The organism is Tessaracoccus zhenghani, from assembly GCF_055326325.1.
The window spans coordinates 694,807-704,760 of record NZ_JBUZNQ010000002.1; the positions used below are offsets into that span (position 1 = coordinate 694,807).

General features: G+C 67.3%; 7 protein-coding genes and 1 rRNA gene. 7 read left to right on the forward strand and 1 reads right to left on the reverse strand.

From position 1 onward, the window contains the following. The 6 genes from argB to tyrS are packed head-to-tail and all read left to right on the forward strand — an operon-like array spanning position 1 to position 6,821. Positions 1–915 (forward strand): acetylglutamate kinase, encoded by a 915-nt coding sequence (argB, locus tag ACZK4S_RS07020; protein WP_463643843.1) that lies wholly within the window; start codon positions 1–3, stop codon positions 913–915. Then, positions 915–2,087, forward strand: coding sequence for an acetylornithine transaminase (locus tag ACZK4S_RS07025; protein WP_463643821.1), 1,173 nt, complete (start codon positions 915–917; stop codon positions 2,085–2,087). Before argB ends, ACZK4S_RS07025 begins: the two co-directional genes overlap by 1 nt. Then, complete coding sequence (locus ACZK4S_RS07030) at positions 2,080–2,571, forward strand: arginine repressor (RefSeq protein ID WP_076063975.1); 492 nt, start codon at positions 2,080–2,082, stop codon at positions 2,569–2,571. Before ACZK4S_RS07025 ends, ACZK4S_RS07030 begins: the two co-directional genes overlap by 8 nt. After that, positions 2,568–3,971, forward strand: a complete 1,404-nt coding sequence (gene argH / locus ACZK4S_RS07035) for an argininosuccinate lyase (protein ID WP_076063977.1) — start codon at positions 2,568–2,570, stop codon at positions 3,969–3,971. The genes ACZK4S_RS07030 and argH overlap by 4 nt, the downstream gene beginning before the upstream one ends. A 50-nt stretch (positions 3,972–4,021) precedes the next feature. Further along, positions 4,022–5,509, forward strand: a complete 1,488-nt coding sequence (locus ACZK4S_RS07040; protein WP_463643822.1) for a carboxyl transferase domain-containing protein — start codon at positions 4,022–4,024, stop codon at positions 5,507–5,509. A 58-nt stretch (positions 5,510–5,567) separates the two neighbouring features. Further along, entirely contained in the window at positions 5,568–6,821 is a 1,254-nt protein-coding gene (gene tyrS, locus ACZK4S_RS07045; RefSeq protein WP_463643823.1) for a tyrosine--tRNA ligase, read from the forward strand. A 12-nt stretch (positions 6,822–6,833) separates the two neighbouring features. Here the strand turns inward: tyrS and ACZK4S_RS07050 are convergent, their stop codons facing one another. After that, complete coding sequence (locus ACZK4S_RS07050) at positions 6,834–7,841, reverse strand: CapA family protein (RefSeq protein ID WP_463643824.1); 1,008 nt, start codon at positions 7,839–7,841, stop codon at positions 6,834–6,836. A gap of 1,025 nt (positions 7,842–8,866) precedes the next feature. Here ACZK4S_RS07050 and ACZK4S_RS07055 point away from each other — a divergent pair. Further along, a 16S ribosomal RNA gene (locus tag ACZK4S_RS07055) occupies positions 8,867–9,954 on the forward strand; the annotation flags it as partial.

A 9,954-nucleotide genomic window follows, 5' to 3' on the forward strand; every position in this document is an offset into this window, starting at 1 on the left:
ATGACCAGGCCCCAGTCCCACCAGCAGCCCGAACTGATCGCCAAGGCATCCACCCTCATCGAGGCCCTGCCCTGGCTCGCTGAATACGCCGGTCAGACCGTCGTGATCAAGTACGGCGGAAACGCCATGACCGACGAGCACCTCAAGCGCGCCTTCGCGGAGGACATCGTGTTCCTGCGCCGCGTCGGGGTGAAGCCGGTGGTGGTGCACGGCGGCGGGCCGCAGATCTCGTCGATGCTCAAGAAGCTGGACATCGATTCGGAGTTCCGCGGCGGCCTGCGCGTCACCACGCCGGAGGCGATGGATGTGGTGCGGATGGTTCTGGTGGGCCAGGTGGGCCGCGAACTCGTCAACCTGATCAACCAGCACGGCCCGTTCGCCGTCGGTATGTCCGGTGAGGACGGCGGTCTCTTCACCGCCAAGCGGCGCGGGCTCATGGTCGACGACGAGGAGATCGACCTCGGCCTGGTGGGCGACGTCGAAGCGGTGGACCCCGCAGGCATCAACGACCTCATCGACGCCGGGCGCATCCCCGTGGTCGCCACGGTCGCCCCGGATTCGGACGGGCAGGTGTACAACGTCAACGGCGACACCGCCGCGGCTGCGCTCGCCGTCGCCCTCGGCGCCAAGCGCCTCGTCATGCTGACCAACGTCGCCGGCGTCTACGCCAACTACCCCGACGAGAGTTCGATCATCACGCAGATCAGCACCGACGAGGTGCGCGAGATGCTGCCCGCGCTCGACGCCGGCATGATCCCCAAGATGGAGGCCTGCGTCCGGGCGGTCGAGGGCGGGGTCACCTCGGCGACCGTCCTCGACGGCCGCGTCCCGCACTGCCTGCTGCTCGAGATCTTCACCAACCAGGGCGTGGGCACCATGGTCACCAATGCCGGCGTAGCGAAGGAAGGCAACTGATGACGCAGGACGAACTCACGGCCAGCTACGGGGAGGTCATGATGAACGCTTTCGGCGCCCCGAAGCGCATCTTCGAGCGCGGCGAGGGCGTGCACCTCTGGGACACCGACGGCAGGCAGTACACCGACCTGCTCTCCGGCCTGGCGGTCAATGCCCTGGGCCACGCCCATCCCGGCGTCACGCAGGCGATCACCGAACAGCTCGGCCGCCTCGGCCACGTATCGAACTTCTTCGCCAGCGAGCCGCAGATCCGGCTGGCGCAGCGGCTCGCCGCGCTGACCGGCGACTCCGGTGCGCGGGTGTTCTTCACCAACTCCGGCACCGAGGCGAACGAGGCCGCCTTCAAACTGACCCGGCTCACCGGCCGCACGCGCATCATCGCGATGGAGGGGGCCTTCCACGGCCGCACCATGGGCGCCCTGGCCATCACCGCCAACGCGAAGTACCGCGAACCCTTCGTGCCCCTTCCGGGCGACGTCACGTTCGTCCCCTACGGCGACATCGAGGCGCTGCGGGCCGCTGTCGACGACACTGTGGCCGCCGTCGTCGTCGAGGCGGTGCAGGGAGAGAACGGCGTGGTGCCGGCGCCTGACGGCTACCTCGCCGAGATCCGCGAGCTCACGCGGGCGCACGGTGCGCTGATGTGGGTCGACGAGGTGCAGACCGGTCTCGGGCGGTGCGGCGAATACCTCGCACACCGGACGGTGAGCGCGGTCGCCGACCTCATCACGCTGGCGAAGGGGCTCGGCAACGGTTTCCCGATCGGCGCCTGCATCGCCACCGGCCCCGCGGCCGACCTCCTGCAGCCCGGGCAGCACGGCACCACGTTCGGGGGCAATCCCGTGGCCGCCGCCGCAGGCAACGCCGTGCTCGACGCCCTGGAGGGCGGCGTGCTGGAGAACGCGCGCCGCACCGGGGAGCGGCTCGCCGACGCCGTGCGCGGCCTGAACGCGCCGTCGATCAGCGAGGTGCGCGGAAGGGGCATGCTGCTCGGCGTCGTGATGACCGGTGGGAACGCCGCGCAGGTCGCCGACGCGGCCCTCGACGCGGGCTTCGTGATCAACGCACCGCGGCCCAACGTCATCCGGCTCGCTCCGCCGCTGATCGCGACCCCCGACGACCTGCAGCCTTTCCTCGACGCCCTTCCCGCGCTGCTCCGGGACAATGCCTAAGTTGACCCGCGTCGGCCGGCTCGCCACGCTTCGTCAGTTGCTCGTGGAGGCGCGCTACACGTCGCAGGGTGAACTGATCGACGCCCTGGCCGAGCGCGGCATCGCCGTGAGCCAACCCACGCTCAGCAAGGACCTCCTCGAGCTGGGCGCCGTGCGGCAGCGCGCCGTCGGCGGTGCCCTCGTGTACGCCCCCGCGGGGGAGGAGGGCGAGGACGCCGCACTGGAGAAGCTCGCCCGGCTCTGCGCCGAGCTGCTGCAGTCCATCCGGCACGCCGGCACCCAGATCCTCGTCAGGACGCCGCCCGGGGCGGCGCAGTATTTCGCCTCGTACCTCGACCTCGCCGGGCTCCCCGGCGTGTTGGGTACGATCGCCGGCGACGACACCGTGCTGGTGATCGCCACCGACACCGAGGCCGCCATCCGAACGGTGGGGACCGTCTCCGAGATGACCCGCACCGGCAAACCAGCAAAGGAAGACTTGTGAGCACTGATCAGGGACGACTCTGGGGCGGCCGATTCGAGGGCGGGCCCAGCGAGGCGATGTTCGCGCTGAGCAAGTCCACCCAGTTCGACTGGCGCCTCGCCCTGCACGACATCGCCGGCTCCCGCGCCCACGCCAAGGCGCTGCTCGCGGCCGGCCTGCTCACCCAGGATCAGGCCACGGCCATGGATGAGGGGCTGGCCGAGCTGGCCCGTCTCGTCGAGGCAGGCGACTTCCTGCCCGCCGACAGCGACGAGGACGTGCACGGCGCCCTCGAGCGGGGTCTGAAGGACATCGTCGGGGCGGACCTCGGTGGCCGCATCCGCGCCGGCCGCTCACGCAACGACCAGATCGCCACGCTGATCCGCTCCTACCTCCGCGAGGAGATCCGGCTGATCGCCCAGGACGTCGACGGGGTCCTCAGTGCGCTCGCGGCCCAGGCGGAGAAGTACCTGGGTGCCGTCATGCCCGGCCGCACGCACCTCCAGTCGGCCCAGCCCATCCTGCTCAGCCACCACCTGCTGGCCCACGCCTGGCCGTTGGTCCGCGACATCCAGCGCCTCCACGACCTCGACAAGCGCCTCTCGGTCAGCCCGTACGGCTCGGCCGCCCTGGCCGGCACGTCGCTGGGTCTGAGCCCGGAGCTGGTGGCCCGGGAACTGGGCTTCACCTCGTCCGTGCCGAACTCGATCGACGGCACCGCGGCGCGCGACCTCATCGCCGAGGCGGCCTTCGTGCTGGCGCAGATCGGCGTGGACTTGTCCCGCCTCTCCGAGGACGTCATCCTGTGGTGCACCGCAGAGTTCGGTTTCGCGACCCTCGACGACGCCTGGTCCACGGGCAGTTCGATCATGCCGCAGAAGAAGAACCCCGATGTCGCCGAGCTCGCGCGCGGCAAGGCCGGCCGCCTCATCGGGAACCTGACCGGCCTGATGGCCACGCTCAAGGGCCTTCCTTTGGCCTACAACCGCGACCTGCAGGAGGACAAGGAGCCCATCTTCGACGGCATCGACCAACTGCATGTGCTGATCCCCGCCGTCGCCGGGATGGTCGGCACGCTGACGTTCCATCCCGAGCGGATGGCCGAGGTGGCGCCGAAGGGCTTCTCGCTGGCGACGGACGTGGCAGACCACCTGGTGCGCAGCGGCGTGCCGTTCGCCGTGGCCCACGAGGTCGCGGGGGAGACGGTCCGCTATTGCGAGCTGAAGGGCATCACCCTCCAGGACCTCGCCGCCGACGACCTGCCCCGGATCTCCGAGCACCTCGACGACGCCGTCCTCGGTGTGCTCACCGTCGAGGGGTCCGTGGCGTCGCGCGACGGACGGGGCGGCACCGCGCCCGCGAGGGTCGCCGAACAGCTCGCCGAACTCCGCGCAGCCCAGGCGGCTCTGGCGGATTTCTGATGCCGGCCAGGCCCCACTAACCTGAAGCCATCCGCTGACAGGGGCAGGCAATGACGCGACTCACTGTGGACGACATCATCTCCACCATCCTCGACGGCGGCTCCGTCCGGGCCTGGGACGAGGCGATCCCGGATCCCGCCATCGTCGAGCCGTACCGCGACGACCTGGAGGCCGCCCGCGCGAGGACGGGTCGTGACGAGTCGGTCGTCGCCTGTGAGGGCACCCTCAACGGCAGACGTGTGGCGCTCGTCGCCGGTGATGCGGCCTTCCTCGGCGGGTCCATCGGCGTCTCGGCGGGGGAGCGCCTGACCCGCGCCATCGAGCGCGCCACCGCTGAGCGGCTCCCCATCATCGCGCTGCCGGTGGGCGGCGGCACCCGCATGCAGGAGGGCACCGTCGCGTTCCTCCAGATGGTCAAGATCACCGGCGCCGTCATGGCTCACAAGGACGAACACCTGCCGTACCTGGTGTACCTGCGTGACCCCACGATGGGCGGCGTGTTCGCTTCCTGGGGATCGCTGGGGCACGTCACGCTCGCGGAGCCCGGCGCCCTCGTCGGCTTTCTGGGACCCCGCGTGTACGAAGCGCTCTACGGCGCCCCGTTCCCGCCCGGCGTGCAACTGTCGGACAACCTGGCCGAACGCGGCGTCATCGATGCAGTCTGCGACATCGCCGACGTGCCGGCTGCCTTTGACAGACTGCTCAGCGTGGTCCAGCAGCGCGTCGGTTCGATGCCGCCGCCGCTGCCGTCGGCGGTGGATTTGCCGGATATCCCTGCCTGGGAGTCGGTGGCACGCACCCGCCGCGACGACCGCCCAGGCCTCCGCGACCTCCTGGAGGTCGCCGCTTCGGACGTGACCATGCTCAACGGCACCGGCGACGGTGAGTCCCACCCCGGCTCCGTCCTGGCCGTGGCCCGTTGGGGCGATGCGCCGTGCGTCATCGTCGGGCAGGACCGACACGACCAGGGGCGGCCGCTCGACCCCGCCGCCCTCAGGGAGGTCCGACGGGGGATCCGGCTGGCCCGCGAGCTCAAGCTGCCCCTGATCTCCGTCATCGACACCCCTGGGGCGGCGCTGTCGAAGGAGGCGGAGGAGCGCGGGCTGGCCTCGGAGATCGCCCGGACGCTCAGCGAGTTGCTCACCCTGCCGAGCCCCACCGTGAGCCTCTTGATGGGGCAGGGGACCGGCGGCATCGCGCTGGCCCTGACGCCGGCAGATCGCGTGGTCGCCGCACAGCACGCCTGGCTCGCGCCGCTCCCGCCCGAGGGGGCCTCGGCGATCGTGCACCGCGACGTCGATCACGCGGCTGAGATGGCCACCGCCCAGGGGGTTCGCTCGGCAGACCTGGTGACGGCCGGCATCGTCGACCGCATCGTTGCGGAGCCGGACGACCCCGCCCGGGACCGCGCGGAGTTCTGCCGACGGTTGGGCGAGGCGCTGCACGACGAGGTCGCCCGCGTCGTGACCATGCCCGGCCGCGACCGCAGGGCGATCCGCCGCAGGCGGTACCGGCAGCTCGGCTGGCCCGCGGGGTAGTCGCACCGTCAGACGGGCGCGGAACGGCTCCCCGGGAGCGGACGCTACGATGGCGCTTGTGAATGCACTACTTGACGACCTGCGTTGGCGTGGGCTGATCGCCCATTCGACCGATCCGGAAGCGCTGGCTGCGCACCTGGACGAAGGGCCGGTCAAGTTCTATATCGGATTCGACCCCACGGCGGAGAGCGTCCACACCGGCAACCTCGTGCAGGCTCTGCTGGCCCGCCGGTTGCAGGACGCCGGCCACCAGCCGTTCATGCTGGTGGGCGGGGCCACCGGCCTCATCGGTGACCCGAAGGAATCAGGCGAGCGCGTGATGAACTCGGTCGAGTTGGTGCACGAATGGGTGGACAGGATCCGCGGCCAGGTGGGGCGCTACGTCAACTTCGACGGCCCGAACGCCGCCACCATGGTCAACAACTACGACTGGACCAGCACAATGTCGGTGCTCGACTTCCTGCGCGACGTCGGCAAGCATTTCCCGGTCAACCGCATGCTGGCCCGGGATGTGGTGGCCCGTCGCCTCGAGGCCGGCATCTCGTACACGGAGTTCTCCTATGTGCTCCTCCAGTCGATGGACTTCCGTGAGCTGTACCGCCGCTACGGCGTCACCCTGCAGACGGGCGGCTCGGACCAGTGGGGCAACCTGACCGCAGGGGTGGAACTCATCCGCCGTTCAGACCAGGGGAAGGCGCATGCGCTGGCCACCCCGCTGCTGACGAAGGCGGACGGCACCAAGTTCGGGAAGACCGAATCCGGCACCGTCTGGCTCGACGGTAGCCTCACCAGCCCGTACGCCTTCCACCAGTTCTTCCTGAACTCGGAGGATTCCAAGGTGGTGGACTACCTCAAGGTGTTCTCGTTCCGCTCCCGCGAGGAGATCGAGGCCCTCGAGCAGGCCACCATCGAGGCGCCCTTCAAGCGCGAGGCGCAGCGGGCGCTGGCAGATGAAGTGACCGACATCGTCCACGGCCGGGCTGAACGGGAGGCGGCTGTCGCAGCGGCTGCCGCACTCTTCGGTCGCGGTGAGTTACACGAATTGAGCCCGGAAACCCTGGGTAGCGTTGCCGGCGAGGTCGGTGGCGGCGAGCTGGAGCCCGGGGCCACCATCGTCGACGCGATGGTCGCGGCCGGAGTGTCGAAGTCGAAGGGCGAAGCCCGCCGCACTGTTGCCGAGGGCGGCGCGTACCTCAACAACGAGAAGGTCGAGGACCCGGACCTGACGCTCGATGGGGAACGGCTGCTGCACGGTCGCTTCGCCGTCGTGCGGCGCGGGCGCAAGACGGTGGGCATCGCCAGCCTGCGCTGAGACCTTTGACGGCTACTGCCGTTCAGTCAGGCCCTCTGCACCGAGCGAGTGCACCACCGCGCGGGTGCGCGCCGCGGATTCCAGCATCGCGGAGGACAGCGGCGTGCCCTTCCTGAGCTCATCAGGAATCAGATGCACCCGGGCCGGCACGCTGCCCGACTTCGGGGTGATCAGGGTGGGCGCGTATTCTGCGGCGCTGGCGGTGAAGCCCCCGCCCTCCCGCTCCGTGAAGGTGATCTGGGCCACATACCCGTCGTAGGTGTGGGGTTGTGCGGGGCCGCTGGCCGCGATCAGGTTGCCCGCCCCGTAGACCACCCACTTGCCGTTGACCTTCGTGATGGGCTGCACGACGTGGGCGTGCTGCCCGAACACGAGGTCCACCTCCGGCGCGGCAGTCACGGCTTCGGCGTAGGCGGCCTGCTGAGCGGTGACGGCGCTGGAGTACTCGTCTCCGGCGTGCATGTGCACCGCCACGAGGTCGGCTCCCGCGTCTTTGGCCGCTCTCGCTTGTGCCACGGCCCGCTCGGCGTCGAGCAGGTCGACGGACCAGGGCTTACCGGGCGGCCTCTCCAGACCGTTCAGCCCGTAGGTCTGGCTCACCACGGCCACCTTCACGCCTGTGGCCGTGGTGAAGATCACCGGGGTGGCCGCCTCCAGTGGTGAGGCGTAGGAGCCGGCGGTCAGGATCCCCGCAGCCCGGTGCACCTCGATCGTGCGCACCAACCCCTCCCAGCCCTGGTCCATGGTGTGGTTCGACGCCGTGGTGCACAGGTCCCAACCCGTCGCCCGGATGGCCGGGGCGATCTCCTGGGGTGCGGCGAACGTGGGGTAGTTCTCGTACGGTCCTCCCGCGGGGGCGAAGGGCACCTCGGAATGGCAGATGGCCAGATCAGCGGCCGACACGTAGTCGGTCAGAGACGCGAGCTGGGGGACGAAGTCGAACCTCCCCGAGGCCGACGCGCCGGCATCCAGCTCCGCGCTGGCCCAGAGACTGTTGTGCCACAACAGGTCCCCGCTCACGTTGACGCTGACAGTGCGGGCGGCGAATGGACTGGGAGCCTCTAGGGTCGACGACGCAGCGGTGGGCGAAGCAGCGCTACCCGGGGAAGAGGGGAGAGGGGACGGAACCACCCCAGCCCTCATGGGAGCACAACCCACCAGGAGCACCGCCGTCAGAGCAGCAATGGCGCGGCCGGTTAGTCTCATGGCTCCACTGTACGAATGCACTGCGGCGTGCGCGCATCCGCATCACCCCCAGGTCTGATTTGCCGGGACTGCGGCACAGGTGTAATGTTCCTCAAGCTCCGAGGTGCACCGCACTGAATCAGGACGGACCAGGAGCCATACCCACCAAGCCGTAGCAACGGGACGAGTGTGCGTTCAGACGAACCCGCTCCATGCCTGGGCGACTGGCGCGGGCCCGGGGCCGACGATTTGCTGGCCGCAAGGGAAACGGGTAATGTGTAGCAGGCCGCTTCGGCGGTGACGAACAACTCAACAGCGGTCGGCCTCAAACCAGACGGTTTGACATCGATGAGGTAAGCCGAGTAAAGTTTGGCTCCGCGAAAGCGGTCGCCAACAGCAAAACTCCCAGTCACGGGGGATTTGCCTCTGCTACTCAAGCTCCTCAGCCAAATCGAAATGATTTGACAGGCCGAGCGCAAGTAAGTAAAGTTGGACGAGCCGCTCAGCGGCGAAGACAACTCAACCGAACAAGCTGAAGACGGCGCGGATTTGACCGGCCGGCAGCAAGCGAGTAAGGTTGATCGAGTTGCCCCAAGCGGGAATCGCACGGAAAATGGTGTGGTTGAAGCGTGGGTCGCACCCGAAACTTGAGAACTCAACAGTGTGCTTTAAGTCAATGCCAAATACATGCACTGGCAAGGCTTTTCGGAGTCTTGTCGTGCGAACCCGTCTCCCAGCTTTGGTTGGGGATGGATTCCTTTGAATTAATATTGATTAAAGTCCAGTTTTTTGGATTTTGTCGGTATCAAACTAGTTGACAGTTGAGCAGGTGCCTTTTGGGGTGTCTGTACTGATAATTTTCAACGGAGAGTTTGATCCTGGCTCAGGACGAACGCTGGCGGCGTGCTTAACACATGCAAGTCGAACGGTAAGGCCCTTTCGGGGGTACACGAGTGGCGAACGGGTGAGTAACACGTGAGTAACCTGCCCTTGACTTTGGGATAACTCCTGGAAACAGGTGCTAATACCGGATACCAGCCTTCACGGCATCGTGTTGGTTTGAAAGCTCCGGCGGTCAAGGATGGACTCGCGGCCTATCAGCTTGTTGGTGAGGTAGTGGCTCACCAAGGCTTCGACGGGTAGCCGGCCTGAGAGGGTGACCGGCCACATTGGGACTGAGATACGGCCCAAACTCCTACGGGAGGCAGCAGTGGGGAATATTGCACAATGGACGCAAGTCTGATGCAGCAACGCCGCGTGCGGGATGACGGCCTTCGGGTTGTAAACCGCTTTCAGCAGGGACGAAGCGAGAGTGACGGTACCTGCAGAAGAAGCACCGGCTAACTACGTGCCAGCAGCCGCGGTGATACGTAGGGTGCGAGCGTTGTCCGGATTTATTGGGCGTAAAGAGCTTGTAGGCGGTTTGTTGCGTCGGTAGTGAAAACTCAGGGCTTAACCCTGAGCCTGCTTCCGATACGGGCAGACTTGAGGAAGGTAGGGGAGAATGGAATTCCTGGTGAAGCGGTGGAATGCGTAGATATCAGGAGGAACACCAGTGGCGAAGGCGGTTCTCTGGACCTTTCCTGACGCTGAGAAGCGAAAGCGTGGGGAGCAAACAGGCTTAGATACCCTGGTAGTCCACGCCGTAAACGGTGGGTACTAGGTGTGGGGTTCATTCCACGAACTCCGTGCCGCAGCTAACGCATTAAGTACCCCGCCTGGGGAGTACGGCCGCAAGGCTAAAACTCAAAGGAATTGACGGGGCCCCGCACAAGCGGCGGAGCATGCGGATTAATTCGATGCAACGCGAAGAACCTTACCTGGGTTTGACATATGCCGGAAACATCTAGAGATAGGTGCCCCTTTATGGTCGGTTTACAGGTGGTGCATGGCTGTCGTCAGCTCGTGTCGTGAGATGTTGGGTTAAGTCCCGCAACGAGCGCAACCC